General features: G+C 59.8%; 9 protein-coding genes. 4 read left to right on the forward strand and 5 right to left on the reverse strand.

Annotation, left to right across the window (positions count from 1 at the left end):
• Positions 1-88 precede the first annotated feature (88 nt).
• Positions 89-3,937: a sensor domain-containing protein gene (locus AB4N64_RS28770; RefSeq protein ID WP_460120707.1), complete on the reverse strand. Its 3,849-nt coding sequence runs from the start codon at positions 3,935-3,937 to the stop codon at positions 89-91.
• A 281-nt stretch (positions 3,938-4,218) separates the two neighbouring features.
• On the opposite strand from AB4N64_RS28770, the gene ettA reads away from it, so the two are divergent.
• Both ettA and gdhA read left to right on the forward strand, forming a co-directional pair.
• Positions 4,219-5,883, forward strand: a complete 1,665-nt coding sequence (ettA, locus tag AB4N64_RS28775; RefSeq protein ID WP_460120709.1) for an energy-dependent translational throttle protein EttA — start codon at positions 4,219-4,221, stop codon at positions 5,881-5,883.
• A 287-nt stretch (positions 5,884-6,170) separates the two neighbouring features.
• Positions 6,171-7,508 (forward strand): NADP-specific glutamate dehydrogenase, encoded by a 1,338-nt coding sequence (gene gdhA / locus AB4N64_RS28780; protein ID WP_460120711.1) that lies wholly within the window; start codon positions 6,171-6,173, stop codon positions 7,506-7,508.
• On the opposite strand, the gene AB4N64_RS28785 is transcribed toward gdhA, so the two are convergent.
• From AB4N64_RS28785 to AB4N64_RS28800, 4 genes are all read right to left on the reverse strand, one after another.
• On the reverse strand, positions 7,505-7,999 hold the full coding sequence (locus tag AB4N64_RS28785) for a GreA/GreB family elongation factor (RefSeq protein ID WP_460120713.1): 495 nt from the start codon (positions 7,997-7,999) through the stop codon (positions 7,505-7,507). The genes gdhA and AB4N64_RS28785 overlap by 4 nt on opposite strands.
• Positions 8,000-8,069: 70 nt before the next feature.
• The gene (locus tag AB4N64_RS28790) at positions 8,070-8,426 is read right to left on the reverse strand and encodes a hypothetical protein (RefSeq protein WP_460120715.1); all 357 of its coding nucleotides are present in this window, start codon (positions 8,424-8,426) and stop codon (positions 8,070-8,072) included.
• 209 nt (positions 8,427-8,635) lie between these two features.
• Entirely contained in the window at positions 8,636-10,489 is a 1,854-nt protein-coding gene (locus tag AB4N64_RS28795; protein ID WP_460120716.1) for an Lnb N-terminal periplasmic domain-containing protein, read from the reverse strand.
• 92 nt (positions 10,490-10,581) lie between these two features.
• Positions 10,582-11,070 carry a DUF3015 domain-containing protein gene (locus AB4N64_RS28800; protein ID WP_192309054.1) on the reverse strand — a complete coding sequence of 163 codons (489 nt, stop codon included), beginning with the start codon at positions 11,068-11,070 and terminating at the stop codon, positions 10,582-10,584.
• Between the two features lie 274 nt (positions 11,071-11,344).
• On the opposite strand from AB4N64_RS28800, the gene AB4N64_RS28805 reads away from it, so the two are divergent.
• Positions 11,345-13,783, forward strand: a complete 2,439-nt coding sequence (locus AB4N64_RS28805) for a Lon protease family protein (RefSeq protein ID WP_460120718.1) — start codon at positions 11,345-11,347, stop codon at positions 13,781-13,783.
• Positions 13,784-14,077: 294 nt separating this feature from the next.
• The gene (locus tag AB4N64_RS28810; RefSeq protein ID WP_460120720.1) at positions 14,078-14,407 is read left to right on the forward strand and encodes a PA4575 family protein; all 330 of its coding nucleotides are present in this window, start codon (positions 14,078-14,080) and stop codon (positions 14,405-14,407) included.
• The last annotated feature ends 6 nt before the right edge of the window (positions 14,408-14,413 follow it).

The following is a 14,413-nucleotide window of genomic DNA, read 5'->3' on the forward strand; positions in this document are numbered from 1 at the left end:
GCTTGCAGCTTGCAGCTTGCAGCTTGCAGCTTGCAGCTTGCAGCTTGCAGCTTGCAGCTCTTTTTGTGTTTGATTGGAGCTGTCAGCTTCAATCAAACACAAAAAGTGCATCATTGCTGAACTGCGCCTCGAACTGCCCAGCCGCCATCGGTCGCCCGAACAGATACCCCTGAACCTCATCGCAACCATGCTCACGCAGGAAATCGAGCTGTTCGTGGGTTTCCACACCTTCCGCGATAACCGCCAGGTTAAGGCTGTGGGCCATGGCGATAATCGCCCGGGCGATCTGCGCATCCTGTTCGCCCGAGGGCAGGCCATCGACGAAGGTGCGGTCGATTTTCAACACATCGATCGGGAACTGCTTGAGGTAGTTGAGCGACGAATAACCGGTGCCGAAGTCGTCGACGGCGATGCTCAAACCGAGGTTTTTAAGGCCGTCGAGAATCTGCATCGCTTCGCTGACCTCGCGCATCAGGATGCTTTCGGTCAGCTCCAGCTCCAGGCACGCCGGTGGCAGGCCGGTTTCCTTGAGGATAGTGGCGATGCGCGTACCCAGTTGGCCGTCGGAGAACTGGCGGGCAGAGATGTTCACCGACACCTTCGGCACCCGAACCTTGGCCTGATGCCAGGTTTTGAGCTGACGGCACGCCTCGCTGATCACCCAGTCGCCGACATCCACCACCAGTCCAAGTTCTTCGAGCACCGGGATGAAATCCCCGGGCGGCACCAGGCCGCGACGCGGATGGCGCCAGCGCAACAGGGCTTCGGCGCCGGTCAGGCGTTTGCCGTCGCCACTGAACTGGGGTTGGTAGTACAGGATGAATTCGTTCTGGTCGAGGGCATGACGCAGGTCGCTTTCCAGCTCCAGGCGCTCCAGGGCACTGGCGTTCATGTCGGTCTGATAGAACTGGAAGTTATTCTTGCCGCGCTCTTTGGCGTGGTACATCGCCGTGTCGGCGTTCTTCATCAACTGACTGAGTTCGTTGCCATCCTGCGGACTCAGGGCAATGCCGATACTCGCGGTGACGAAAAACTCACGGCCTTCCAGCACGAACGGTGTCACCAGGCTGGCGAGAATCTGCTCGGCCACATGGATTGCCCGGTTCAGCGCCGTCTCCCGGGTGGCACGCGGTTGCAGGAGCAGTGTGAACTCGTCGCCGCCCATGCGCGCCACAGTGTCGTCATCGTCGACGCACCCGAGCAGGCGGGTGGCCATTTCCTTGAGCATGCGATCACCCGCCGCGTGGCCCAGGGAGTCATTGATCGGCTTGAAGCGGTCGAGGTCGAGGAACATCAGCACCACCCAGGATTTCTGCCGTTCCGCCGATTGAAGTGCGGTGTGCAGGCGATCCTGGAACAAGGTGCGGTTGGGCAGGTGGGTCAGGGCGTCGTAGTAGGCCAGGCGGTGGATGCGTTGCTCGCTGGCCTTGCGCTCGCTGATGTCGGTGAAGAAGCACACGTAACTGGCCAGGTCGCCTTCATCGTCGAGCACTGCCGTGATACCGACCCATGCCGGGTAGTGCTCGCCGTTGCGTCGCTTGAGCCACACTTCGCCTTCCCAGGTGCTGTTCTGGTTCAGTTGTTTGAGCACATAGCGAAGGTGCGCTTCCTGTTGCTCGTCCACTGTCAGGATGTTCGGCAACTGGTCGAGTACCTGTTCCACGGCATATCCGCTGACACGGCTGAACGCTTCGTTGGCCTGGACGATGTAGCCCGCCGGGTCGGTGATCAAGATCGCCGAGGTCGAGTGTTCGAATACCGTGGCCGCCATGCGCAGATCTTTCTCGGCCCGACGTTGCTGGCTGATGTCCCGGCCAACGCCAAGCACGCCTTCGAAGGCGCCGTGTTCATCCCACACCAGTACCAGGCGCAACTCGATGGGAATCTTGCGTCCGTCACCGCGCAGACAGTCGAACACGAACAGCTGGGTCTGTACCTGGTTGCGCAACAGCGCCAGTTGATCGGGTTTTCCCAGCGCTTTACTGACTCGATCCATCAAGCTGAAGATGCCGGACAGTTGCTGGGGGTTGGCGATGGTCGTTTGCCAACCGTTCTGGAAAATCCACTCGACGTCGTAGCCCAGCACGCTTTGCACTGACGGGCTGACATAGTTGAGCGAGAGTTGGCTGTCGGTGGAGAAAATCACGTCGCTGATGCTCTCAGCGAGCATCCGGTAGCGCTGCTCGCTGTCGCGCAGGGATTCGCTGGCCTCGATCTGTTCGGTGATGTCCTTCGCCACGCCGATGATTCGCGTGACCTGGTCGTATTTGTCCCGCGCCAGGGCCTGCTCGCGAATATCGAAGCGCCGCCACTTGCCGTCCCGGTGCCGGAAGCGCAACTGACATTGCAGTAGCTGGACATAACCGCCGTGGCGCTGGGACTGGCGCGAACGGTGGTAATGATCGGCGTCTTCGGGGTGCAGCAGGATTTCCCAGAAATACTCACCCATCTGGTGCAGCTCGGTACGGTTGTAGCCCAGTGTCTGGCCCAGGTGGTGGTTACTGAAGATCATGCGCTGGCTGATCACGTCCTGCACATACAGGTGATCGGGCACGGTGCGCACCACGTCGGACCAGAACCCTTCACGCTCGAGCAAGGACAGTTCGATGAGCTTGCGACTGGTGATGTCGTTGATGCTCAGGATCACCGCCTTATAGTCGGCCTGGTCTTCCGGTAGTCGCAGCACCAGCCACAGGTGCTGGTCACGGCCGTTGGCGTCCGGAAGTTTAATCTCCAGTTCCAGCTGTTTTTGCTGGCTGAGCACTGCTTCGATCACTTGGTTGCCGATGGCGGTGCCGTCCAGGGGATTGCCGTCGATCAACAGTTTCCAGGCTTGCTCGCAAGTGCTGACGTTGAGCAGTTGCAAGGCCACCTGGTTGACCTCGGTGATACGCAGTTCTTGCAGCAATTGACGCCGATGCTCGGTAGCGGCCAGCCATGTTTGCAACTGCTCGCTGCCGTGCAGGTGTGCCTTGTCAAACGCATTCTTGAGGCCGGACACGTCAAGCACACACAACGCGACGCCGGTGCCCTCAAAAATGTCCTGATAGCGGCGGCGGCCTTCAGTGACCTGGCGTTGCCGGCGTCGCAGGTTAAGCAGGGCGATCAGCGGCAGCAAAGAGAACGCCAACCCCAGCAGGCATTTGCCGACGAAGGCAGGCAGCAGTTCTTCGATGACCCGTTGGCGGTCGAACAAGCCGCGCAATTGCCAGTCGCTGTAGCTCAGGGGCACTGTCAGCACGCTGTTGGCCACATCGGCTTCGGTCAATTCGCCCGGCTTGGCGAGGGGGCCCGATTCGTCGCGGCTGATGACCTGATGATTGACGCGGTTTTCGACCAACCACAGCGGCCGCACGCCGGCATCGTTCTGTTGGGTCAGCACCGAGAAAAAGCCCGGTTTGAGCCGCAGCGCCCAGTAACCCCGACTGCTGCCGCTGGACTGGTGCAACAGCAGGTGCACCATTGAACCATTATCGGCGTTGCTGAAGTAATGGACCTGAGCGCGGCTGCGGCGCACCAGTTCGGCAAGGTAGTCGGCGTCGTCGCTGTCAGCGGCGCTGTCACTGAGAATTTTGCCCGAGGGGCTCAACAGCGCGAGGCTGATCAGATCGGGTAGGCTTTTTTGCAGTTTGCGCAAGAGCTCCTGCTGCTCATCCGCACTTTGCGGTTGCTCGAGGATCGGCAGCAGATTGAGCGCAATCTGCGCATTCAGCGACATGTTAAGACTGACCTGCGCGGCGAGGTCGGCCGTATAGTCGATGGTGTACTGACGCTGACTTTTCTGGGTTTCCCGCAATTGATCCAGCAACTGCCAGAAGAGCAGGGCGAGCAGCAGCAAAGCCAGAGTCGCCAGAGCGCCCTTCAAGGTTCCACGCAGGGGCGAGCTGGACGCAGCAGTCGGTGCGCGGTTGATCAGGGGCGGCGTGACATTGGACAAGCTGTGATCCTGCGGTTTGGCTGGACTGGCGCGACGTGCACTATAAGCCGGACGCCCGAAGGGCGGCTAGCATGCCTTGAGTTGTGGCAAAGTGCCAGTCCCGTTCGGCTGGACTGCCTCTCGTCATTCAGGTAGCTTTGCCGGTTACGCGGGAGCGTTCCAGCTCCTAAAATCAGGTTTTTTCAGCGCGCAGCATTGATAGCCATCAAGCGACGACGCGCACAGCCTGGCCAGGCATCGCCTGCTCCAATCATTCATTTGTCACTGACCCTAGGTTCTCCATGGCTCAATACGTATTCACCATGCATCGGCTGGGCAAAGTTGTTCCGCCGAAGCGGGAAATCCTGAAAAACATTTCGCTGTCCTTCTTCCCGGGCGCCAAGATCGGCGTGCTCGGTCTCAACGGTTCGGGTAAATCGACGTTGCTGAAAATCATGGCCGGCGTCGACACCGAATTCGAAGGCGAAGCTCGTCCGATGCCGGAGCTGAACATCGGTTACCTGCCGCAGGAGCCCGTTCTGGACCCGACCAAAACCGTGCGTGAGGTGGTCGAGGAAGCGGTGAGTGTGATCAAGGACGCGCAGGCTCGCCTTGACGAGGTTTACGCCGCTTACGCCGAGCCGGATGCCGACTTCGACAAGCTGGCCGCTGAACAAGCCAAACTTGAGGCCATCCTGCAGGCGGGCGACGGTCACAATTTGGAGCGCCAGCTGGAAGTCGCCGCCGATGCGCTGCGTCTGCCGGCGTGGGACGCCAAGGTCGAACACCTGTCCGGTGGTGAAAAACGTCGTGTAGCCCTCTGCCGCCTGCTGCTGTCCGCACCGGACATGCTGCTGCTCGACGAACCAACCAACCACCTGGACGCCGATTCCGTCGCCTGGCTGGAGCATTTCCTTCACGACTTCCCGGGCACCGTGGTTGCGATCACGCACGACCGTTACTTCCTGGACAACGTTGCGGGCTGGATCCTGGAACTCGACCGTGGTGCGGGTATTCCTTACGAGGGTAACTACTCGGGTTGGCTGGAAGCCAAGTCCGATCGTCTGGCCCAGGAATCCAAGCAGCAGTCGGCCCATGAAAAAGCCATGAAGGAAGAGCTGGAATGGGTGCGCAAAGGCGCCAAGGCCCGCCAGTCGAAATCCAAGGCTCGTCTGCAACGCTTCGAAGAAATGCAATCGCAGGAATTCCAGAAGCGCAGCGAAACCAACGAGATCTATATCCCGGCGGGCCCGCGCTTGGGCGACAAGGTCATCGAATTCAAGAACGTCACCAAGGGCTACGGCGATCGCGTGCTGATCGACAACCTGTCGTTCGCCATGCCCAAAGGCGCCATCGTTGGCGTGATTGGCGGTAACGGTGCCGGTAAATCGACCCTGTTCCGCATGCTGATGGGCAAGGAAACACCGGATTCGGGCAGCATCGAAATCGGCGAAACCGTGCAACTGGCTTGCGTCGACCAGAGTCGCGAAGACCTGGATGGCAGCAAGACCGTGTTCCAGCAGATCTCCGACGGTTCGGACCAGATCCGCATCGGCAACTACGAAATCCCGTCGCGTACCTACGTTGGTCGCTTCAACTTCAAGGGCGGCGATCAGCAGAAGTTCGTCAAGGATCTGTCCGGTGGTGAGCGTGGTCGCCTGCACCTGGCCCTGACCCTGAAGGAGGGTGGCAACGTCCTGCTGCTCGACGAACCGTCCAACGACCTCGACGTTGAAACCCTGCGTTCGCTGGAGGAAGCCCTGCTGGACTTCCCGGGCGCCGCCATTGTGATCTCTCACGATCGGTGGTTCCTGGACCGCGTGGCCACACACATCCTGGCGTACGAAGACGACTCGCAAGCGGTGTTCTTCGAAGGCAACTACACCGAGTACGAAGCGGATCGCAAGAAACGCCTTGGCGAAGCCGCTGCCCAGCCGCACCGTGTACGGCACAAGAAACTGGCCTGACTCGGGTTGGTTGCATAAAAAGCGGAGCCTTCGGGCTCCGTTTTTTTTGCCTGTGTTTTTTCAGTGGGACCGAGTTGCGCCCTTCGCGAGCAAGTCGAAGACGGTATCACCGCTGGTGCAGTTCTGAAGTTTGTACTCCCTTTTCTGGTGCAAGAACTTTTGAAAACTCCATTTAATTTATACAAATGCACCATTTAATTTCATAACTGCGACATTTTGCGCTGTTCCAGTGCGCGAATCCTTTGGTACAGTCCCGCGCAATGACAACAATTGTGCCGAGATTTTCCATGATCGAATCCGTCGACTCCTTCCTTGCCCGACTAAAAAAACGTGACCCGGACCAGCCGGAATTCCACCAGGCGGTGGAAGAAGTCCTGCGCAGCCTGTGGCCGTTTCTGGAAGCTAACCCGCACTATCTGACTTCCGGCATCCTGGAACGGATCTGCGAGCCGGAGCGGGCCATCGTGTTTCGCGTGTCCTGGGTAGACGATCAGGGCAAGGTGCAGGTCAATCGCGGTTTCCGCGTACAGATGAACAGCGCCATCGGTCCGTACAAGGGCGGTTTGCGCTTCCATTCGTCGGTTAACCTCGGCGTGCTGAAGTTCCTCGCCTTCGAACAAACCTTCAAGAACTCGCTGACCTCGTTGCCAATGGGGGGCGGCAAGGGTGGTTCGGACTTCGACCCGAAAGGCAAAAGCGACGCGGAAGTCATGCGATTCTGCCAAGCCTTCATGACTGAGTTGTATCGCCACATCGGTGCCGACGTTGACGTGCCGGCCGGTGACATCGGTGTCGGCGCCCGCGAGATCGGTTTCCTGTTTGGCCAGTACAAGCGTCTGAGCAACCAGTTCACCAGCGTGCTCACCGGTAAGGGCCCCAGCTACGGCGGCAGTCTGATTCGCCCGGAAGCTACCGGTTTCGGTTGCGTGTACTTTGCGGAAGAAATGCTCAAGCGCAGCGGTGAGACCGTTGAAGGCAAGCGTGTGGCGATCTCCGGTTCGGGCAACGTAGCGCAATACGCTGCTCGGAAGGTCATGGACCTGGGTGGCAAAGTGATTTCTCTGTCCGACTCGGAAGGCACGCTTTACTGCGAGGCGGGTTTGACCGAGGAGCAATGGCTGGCGCTGCTGGAGTTGAAAAACGTCAAGCGCGGCCGCATCAGCGAACTGGCAGCGGCATTCGGCCTGCAGTTCCTCGCGGGTCAATGCCCATGGGGCCTGGCATGCGACATCGCGCTGCCGTGCGCCACCCAGAACGAGCTCGACGCCGAGGCTGCGCGAACGCTGTTGCGCAATGGCTGCGTGTGCGTGGCCGAAGGTGCGAACATGCCGACCACCCTGGAAGCCGTGGACCTGTTCATCGAGGCGGGCATCCTGTTTGCGCCGGGCAAGGCTTCCAACGCTGGAGGCGTTGCGGTCAGTGGCCTGGAAATGTCGCAGAACGCCATGCGCCTGCTTTGGACGGGGGGCGAAGTGGATAGCAAGCTGCACGCGATCATGCAGTCGATCCACCACGCCTGTGTGCGGTACGGCGAGGAGAATGGCCGGATCAACTACGTCAAGGGTGCGAACATCGCCGGTTTCGTCAAGGTTGCCGACGCGATGCTCGCCCAAGGTGTTGTTTAAGTCGGTTCGATGCGGATGATCTCGATCGTCTGATCGCCAGCCGGGCGTTGCCACAGCACCTCGTCGCCCAGCTGCGCGCCGAGCAACGCCCGACCCAGCGGTGAGCCCCAATTGATCAGGCCCGCAGATGCGTCGGCCTGATCTTCGCCAACCAGTTGTACCGTCTGCTGGGTGTCTTGTTCGTCGGCGAACGTCACCCGACTGCCGATCTGCACTTTTTGTCGTGAGCTGGGCGCTGCCACCACCTGGGCGCTTTGCGCACGCGACATGAAATAACGCAAATCCCGCTCCAGATCGGCCAGGCGCTGCTTGTCGGCCTGTTCGCCCATGGCCGACTGTTGACTGCGGTGCTGTTGCAGTTCGGCGACTTTTGCCTGCAACTGAGCAAGGCCCGCCGGCGTAACATAATTGGGCTGAGCGCTCACCTGCCGTTCGACGGGCTGGTCGGCTTGCGCAGCGGCGTTATCTTCATTGACGAAAGCGCGACTCATGGTGTTCTCCCGTTATAGGGTTTGGGCCATGGTCACAGGCTTTTGGTTTCAACGGATGTCTGTCAGCGACTCATTGCGAGCGAAATGCATGGGCGGCGTCCCGGTCTTTCTGCTGTTGCCAGGCCTTGTCCCGCTCCTCCCAATGGTGACTGTAGTAGTCCTCGCGGTCCTGGCTCTCGCGCATGGCCTGGCACTGGCGAAAGCCATCGCCCCAGCCTTCGGCGTATTGCGGATCCTTGAGGTAGCGCGGGACATTTTTACGAAACTCCCCGCTGATCGCGCCGGCGGCCTGTCGCCCGCTGCTGCAGCCGTCATCGAAGCCGTCGGCGAACGCCGGCGGGTAACCTTTGGCAATCAGATTTTCGTGGGTCGTCTCGCAACCCGTGGTCAGCATCAATAAACCCACTACCACCACACAACGCCACATCATCGACTCCCGACTAATGAGGCAAGTCTAAGAGCCGGTTGGTGAGGCGTTCGTGAAAGGCGTGTGATGGATCCGTTGAATGCATTGTTTCCCTGTAGGAGCGAGCACGCTCGCGATGGTCGTCCAGACAACGTTGGCTATCAGGCGCCCCGCGTTATCGTTAACGTCCATCGCGAGCATGCTCGCTCCTACAGGACCTCGATAAATTCTTAATAGTGATACCACTTCACCTCAAGCATCACCTCGTTCTCTGGTGTGGCGAGATGACTGAATTCCCGCTGCGCGCTCAGGCGCAGGCCGAGGTTGCGCGACAGTTCCCACTGCTGATTCAGGCTCAGGCTACGACGCACTTCGCCATTGGTGAAGAAATCTCCCTTGGCTTCCACGCTGAAGTTGCCCAGCGGGTTTTTCCACAGCAGGCCGCTGTTGAAGCCGGCGGCGGGGGAGATGAATTCAGCGAAATCATTGTTGTGTTCCACGCGCACGGTACCCAGGGCAAACCCGAGCATGTCCTCGCTCAGTTGCCAAGTGCCGCCACCACCGCCGTTGACGTGGCTGACCAGGGTTTCATCGTCATGTTTGCCAGGTACGCGCTCGAGGCCTCCGGTGACCTGCCATGACAGCGGTTGGAGCAGCTCGTTACGTGGCGTCAGAGAGCGGATGGTCGCCAGATCCAGTTGCTGCAATTGCCACTGATTGCCTTCGTACTGGCGCAGTTTCATTTGCAGGATTTCGATCTGTGCGCCCAGAGGGAAACTCTCGGCGTTGTCGTTGAGATCGTGGTACGCCATGCGCAAGCCATACTCGCCAAAGGCCTTGTCGCCCCGAGTACCGATACCGGCCTGCCAGGTACGGGATTCATGGCCGTCTTCGGGCAGGCCGGGTTGCGCAATATTCAGCTCTGGCGCCGGATTCTGGTTGATCGCCCGCAGCAGTTCGAAACTGCGTTGAGCGCGTTGCGGATCGCGTTCCTGACCGTTGGCGCGGTAGCGCTCAAGGCGGTAAGCGGCGTCAACGATCAGCGCCTGGCGCTCGCGGGGCTGCGCCTTGAATGCCGGGTCCTGCAATTGCTGCTGATCGGCGCTGACTTTGAGCACCCACTGCTGTTCTTCAGGGTCCAGTGTTTCGGCACGGCTCAACAACTCGCGCTCGCGCGATGGCCGGTATTGAATCGACTCCACCAGGCCGGCGTCCTTCACCGCTTTCACGGTGTCTGTCGGAATGGCGGTCAGCGGGAATTGCTCCGTCAGGCGCAGGCTCGGGCGAGCTACCTGCAACAGTTCCAGCAGGCGATAAGAGCAGTTTTCGTCAAAAAAGAAGTAATCGAACTTGATCTGCTTCAGCTCCCAGACGTGCTCCACCATGCGTTGGGTTTCTTCGGGCGTCAGGTTCAGGCGGTATTCCCACAGGTCGCGGTTTTCCAGGCTGCGGTACTCAGAAAGTTTTTCCTGATACGGCACCAGTGCAAACAGGCCTGGGTAACCCCCCATCAAGCCTTTCCAGGCATACAGGATGCTGTTGTCCGAACCTTCGATATAAGCGCCGAAGTTGATCGCGTAACTGAGCAGCGAGGTTTTGTCGGTCTGCACATCGGCCTGATCGATGCGCAACAGGGTGTGACCGAACATCGAGGATGGGCTGTTCAGGTAGGCCGCTGGAAAAATCATCACCGCGCTATGGGGCGAGACATCCTTGAACCATTGTTTGAACTCGGCGCAGTCGGGGGCGGGCAAGTCGGTAAGGTTGAGCTGCGCTTTCAGCCAGCGGGTGCGGGACGGGTAGACACATTGGGCGTGCTGTTCGCCGGCACTGGCCGGGGCATACAGCGCTTGCACGGTGGCTGCCAGTTCACGGTCCGGGTGTGCATTGCCATCAGGGGCAAGGAAGAATTTGCTGTCGCTGACATAACTGCGCCAGCCGCCCAGTTTGGCGGTTTCGTAGTGGCCCAGGGAGATCCAGAAGGGATCATTGGCCAATTGCTGCAAACGTTGATTGTCGAGGTGAGGCGCGGCAGACAGCGGGGCGCAGGCACACAGCGCCAGCCAGGAAAGGCGTTTGAGCATAGTGGGCAACTTAAATTAAAAAAACAAAGACCCAAGGAGGGGCAGGTCCAAAAAATAAAACCCGCTCCCCGAAGGGAACGGGCGAGTCGAGCTTAAGCCTGGGTAGCGTATTTGGCCAGGCGCGGATCGTTCTTCAGGACAGCCAGGGTGTTGGTATGCACGTCTTCTGCGGTCACGTCAGCCTTGCTGAAGATCTGCTGGAAGTGCTCGTGGGTCACGGCTGCGAAGTGCGCGCGGTCTTCCGGCGCCACGCCCAGTACCACGGCGTAAGTCGTCAGCGCTTCGCCGTTGCCTTTGGCCATGTCTTCGGACAGCTCGTTCATCATGCCATTCATGGCAAACCAGGATTTGCCGCCATAGGTCAGCGACGCGTTGGTCGAGCAACCGTTGGTGCCGGAAGTCATACCAAAGGTTGCGTTACCGGAAGTGCCGTTGGTGGTGGATGCCAGGAAGTGAGCCGGAGTGCCACGCTGACCTTCGAACAGCATGTTGCCCCAACCGCAATCCGGACCGCCTGGCGCTTGTGCCATGGCGTTGATGGATACAGCGGTGAAGAGAGTACCGAGAAGAATCCGTTTCATAGCTTTGTTCTCTTTATGTGCATACCAATGGACAGGGTTTGGCCCGAACTGGCGCCAGTGGGCCGGTTATTGTTCCAGCCGCGCAGTTTGGAGTTTAGGCATGTTCCAAGGGTTCCGTGACATTTTGCGAAATATTCGTTGAAAAGCTCGTTTTAGGCACGACCTGCCTGGGGCTGAGCGTTTGGCTATGCTTTGACTCAAGGCGCGCCTTGCCAGTGAGGTACGGGCAGCGCCAGAATGCCGCTATCTGCCCCGCCTGATGTAAGGAAGCCCGATGCCTGATCCTGTTGCTGCCAGCTTGCGTCTAGCGCCCGAAGCGCTGACTCGTCCGTTTTCCGCTGAACAGTTCAGCTTCTCTACCACCAATGATCTGGAGCCCTTTCGCGGAGTGCTCGGCCAGGAACGCGCGGTCGAAGCCTTGCAGTTCGGCGTTGCCATGCCGCGCCCCGGTTACAACGTATTTGTCATGGGTGAGCCCGGCACGGGCCGGTTTTCGTTCGTCAAACGCTACCTGAAGGCCGAAGGCAAGCGACTGCAGACCCCGCCGGACTGGGTCTACGTCAATAATTTCGATGAGCCGCGCGAACCCCGGGCACTGGAATTGCCGTCAGGCAGCGCCGGTGCGTTCATCGGTGACATCAACGGTTTGATCGACAACCTGTTGGCGACGTTTCCCGCCGTGTTCGAGCACCCGTCCTATCAGCAGAAGAAAAGTGCCATCGATCGCGCCTTCAACCAGCGGTACGACAAGGCCCTCGATGTGATCGAGCGATTGGCGCTGGAGAAAGACGTCGCGCTCTACCGCGATGCCAGCAATATTGCGTTCACCCCGATGCTGGACGGCAAAGCTCTCGATGAAGCGGAATTCGCCCAACTGCCGGAAGCTGATCGCGAGCGGTTTCACGACGACATCTCTGCGCTCGAAGAGCGGCTGAACGAAGAGCTCGCGAGCCTGCCGCAATGGAAGCGTGAATCGAGCAATCAGTTGCGTCACCTCAACGAAGAGACCATCACACTGGCCCTGCAGCCTTTGCTGGCGCCGTTGTCGGAAAAGTACGCAGAGAACGCGGCAGTTTGCGGTTACCTGCAAGCGATGCAGGTCTACCTGCTGAAAACCGTGGTGGAACAATTGGTTGACGACAGCAAGGCTGACGCCGTCGCCCGCAAGATGCTCGAAGAACAATATGCACCAAGCCTGGTGGTGGGGCATTCCGCCAGCGGCGGCGCACCAGTGGTGTTCGAGCCGCATCCGACCTACGAAAATCTGTTCGGCCGCATCGAATACAGCACCGATCAGGGCGCGCTCTACACCACCTATCGACAGCTTCGTCCCGGGGCGCTGCACCGGGCCAATGGTGGTTTCCTGATTCTCGAAGCGGAAAAAATGCTCGGCGAGCCGTTCGTCTGGGATGCGCTCAAGCGCGCCCTGCAATCGCGCAAGTTGAAAATGGAATCGCCCTTGGGCGAACTGGGCCGCCTGGCGACCGTGACGCTGACTCCGCAACACATTCCGTTGCAGGTCAAGGTGGTCATCATCGGGGCGCGCCAGCTTTATTACACGCTGCAAGACCTCGATCCGGACTTCCAGGAGATGTTCCGCGTCCTGGTGGACTTCGACGAAGACATTCCGATGGTCGACGAGAGCCTGGAGCAATTTGCGCAGCTACTCAAAACCCGCACCTCCGAAGAAGGCATGGCGCCGCTGACCGCCGACGCGGTGGCACGCCTGGCCACCTACAGCGCGCGTCTGGCCGAACACCAGGGGCGGCTGTCGGCGCGCATCGGTGATCTATTCCAGTTGGTCAGCGAGGCGGACTTCATACGTCACCTGGCGAGCGACGAAATGACCGATGCCGGGCACATCGAACGCGCGCTCAAGGCCAAGGCCACCCGCACCGGACGCGTCTCGGCGCGGATTCTCGACGACATGCTGGCCGGGATCATCCTGATCGACACCGATGGCGCAGCCGTTGGCAAGTGCAACGGGCTGACGGTGCTGGAGGTCGGTGACTCGGCATTCGGTGTGCCGGCGCGGATTTCCGCCACGGTTTACCCGGGCGGCAGCGGCATCGTCGATATCGAACGCGAGGTCAACCTGGGTCAGCCGATTCACTCCAAAGGGGTGATGATCCTCACCGGGTATCTGGGCAGCCGTTATGCCCAGGAATTCCCGCTGGCGATTTCCGCCAGCATCGCGCTGGAGCAGTCGTACGGTTACGTTGATGGAGACAGCGCGTCGCTGGGCGAGGCGTGTACGTTGATTTCGGCCCTGTCGAAAACGCCGCTCAAGCAGTGTTTTGCCATCACCGGTTCCATCAATCAGTTCGGTGAAGTGCAGGCGGTGGGTGGGGTCAACGAGAAGATCGAAGGCTTCTTCCGCCTCTGTGAGGCCCGTGGGCTGACGGGAGAGCAAGGGGCGATCATTCCGCACGCCAACGTGGCCACGCTCATGCTCGACGAGAAAGTGCTGGCGGCGGTGCGCGCGGGGCAATTCCACGTTTACGCGGTTCGCCAGGCGGACGAAGCCCTGAGCCTCTTGGTGGGCGAGCCGGCTGGCGCGCCGGACGAGAACGGCGAATTCCCTGAAGGCAGCGTCAACGCACGGGTGGTGGAGCGCCTGCGGGTGATCGCCGAGATGATCAGCGAAGAAGACATCAAGGAAGCTGAGAAGGAAGCGGCACAGGAAGCGCTGGCCGAGGCGAAACCGGCGTAAATACCCTGTGGGAGCGGGCTTGCTCGCGAAAGCGTCGTATCAGTCGACATATTTGTCATTTGATACACCGCTTTCGCGAGCAAGCCCGCTCCCACATTTGCATCCAGTGTTCCCCGAAAAGTGCCATCACCCTGACGTCAAAATTCACACAGTGACCATTCGGCGCCTTCTGGTCTCGATATGCATGCGCAGCGAACTTTTCTTCTATCCTCAGCTCAAGGATAAGGAGAGTCATAAAAGGATCGAGACAGCTCCCAGTGGGGCTGAACAGCGGATCTACCGAGGGTCGCCGCCATGTCGCGCAACCTCTGCCTCACCCGTCAATGTCTGGGTCTTGTGACCCGTATCGAATGTGCCATTCGCCCGCTGGCGGGCGATACCGGCATGTGGACCTTACTCTTCGCCGCCGGCATGGCTGGCGAGCAACCTTCGGCGATCAAGGCGCAGGGTCCGTTTCATGGCCCCTTCGTAGCTGAATCGATCCTCGACACCATCGTTGAAAGCCTGACCCTGCACGGCTACGAACTCGCGGACGACCCTCAGATCTGGTGCCTGCACTTGCAAGCCCAGCTTCGGGAAATCAACGGCGGTCGTTGCCGCAGCCCCGCTCACTTTCCGTCCTGAAGGGCG

This window comes from Pseudomonas sp. S2_C03 (assembly GCF_054668405.1).

Bases quoted from the DNA above. Each gene is read 5' to 3' on its own strand.
- ettA (WP_460120709.1), top strand. From the start codon at position 4,219: ATGGCTCAATACGTATTCACCATGCATCGGCTGGGCAAAGTTGTTCCG.
- gdhA (WP_460120711.1), top strand. From the start codon at position 6,171: ATGATCGAATCCGTCGACTCCTTCCTTGCCCGACTAAAAAAACGTGAC.
- AB4N64_RS28785 (WP_460120713.1), bottom strand. From the start codon at position 7,999: ATGAGTCGCGCTTTCGTCAATGAAGATAACGCCGCTGCGCAAGCCGAC.
- AB4N64_RS28790 (WP_460120715.1), bottom strand. From the start codon at position 8,426: ATGTGGCGTTGTGTGGTGGTAGTGGGTTTATTGATGCTGACCACGGGT.
- AB4N64_RS28795 (WP_460120716.1), bottom strand. From the start codon at position 10,489: ATGCTCAAACGCCTTTCCTGGCTGGCGCTGTGTGCCTGCGCCCCGCTG.
- AB4N64_RS28800 (WP_192309054.1), bottom strand. From the start codon at position 11,070: ATGAAACGGATTCTTCTCGGTACTCTCTTCACCGCTGTATCCATCAAC.
- AB4N64_RS28805 (WP_460120718.1), top strand. From the start codon at position 11,345: ATGCCTGATCCTGTTGCTGCCAGCTTGCGTCTAGCGCCCGAAGCGCTG.
- AB4N64_RS28810 (WP_460120720.1), top strand. From the start codon at position 14,078: ATGTCGCGCAACCTCTGCCTCACCCGTCAATGTCTGGGTCTTGTGACC.